Annotated in this window: 1 pseudogene; it reads left to right on the top strand. The window is 39.1% G+C overall.

From position 1 onward, the window contains the following. Positions 1 to 123: 123 nt before the first annotated feature. Positions 124 to 1,079, top strand: a pseudogene (locus VXQ92_RS20595) (hypothetical protein); the annotation flags it as partial.

The raw sequence follows: 1,079 nt of genomic DNA, 5'->3' as shown, positions 1-1,079 counted from the left end.
GGCAATATCTAGTTAGGTTTGTTTCTTTGTCTAAGGTGAAAAAGGATCGCTTCACCTGATCTCAAGGATTGTTAAAGAAAAATAAATATGGTGCAAGGCATCGTATAAAACAGGAAGGTCAAGATGACTACACTTAATTATACGGTAAGGTTTCAAAAAACCGTTTTAGCAAGTTTAATTGGTCTTTTTATAAGCCAATCGAGTTTTGCTCTTGAAGAACTTTCTGATGCTGGTTTGAGTGAAACTACTGGTGAAGGTATTGCTATTTTACCTCAAAATACTTATATGGTATTTCGTGGAGCAGGAGCGAACGAAACCACAAATCAAATTTTAACTGACCGTACTAAGGATACAGGCTATATCAATTATGTACCTGTTGGGCCGTTAAGTATGACGGCTGCAGATACCAATAAAAATGGTACGATTGATTCGGGTGACCGTGCAGTAGGTAAAGCTGATATTTTTCTTTATGGTTTAGCTCTTTCTAAATCTGATAACGATACAAATACCCGTCTCGCTTCTACCGAGGCAGCAGCGGCCATTTCGAGTTGGGGTACGGCTGTTAATCCGTGGATTTTTAAAGTTGCGACAGAAAATTCTGTGCCGAATTTCAGTGCGACAAATTGTAGTGGTGCAGCTGATCCAACTTGCCAAGTAACCTATTTAGCTTTAGAAGCGCCTTTATATGAAGTAGGGACAAGAGATACTGCTGGGCTTGATGCCTATAAACTTAAATTAGGTTTATGGTCAGATATTTTTGTTCGAAATCCAAATAAAATAAATGGTGCGACAGATCAATTTAATTATGGTGACTCTAATGGTTTGATCGGTACGAGTACTGATGCAAGCCGTGCGAATCGTTTACGTTTGCAAGCTATTTGGAATAACTTTAGTTTAAACGGTAGTCGTCTACAGCTCTTCCAAACTTTAGGTGGTGCAACATCTGCTGGTGGAATGAGTCTCTTTTATAATGATACGTTAGGTTTCGCTGGTGTTATTCGTTTAAACAGTGGCGATGCTTCTAATTTAAGGGCAACAATTACTGCAAATACTCCAACAGTAGGGCCATGGGTAAACCG

The organism is Acinetobacter sp. 228 (assembly GCF_048147885.1).
Note: the sequence above shows the minus strand (reverse complement) of the source record. Positions and strands in the feature narration are given on the sequence as shown.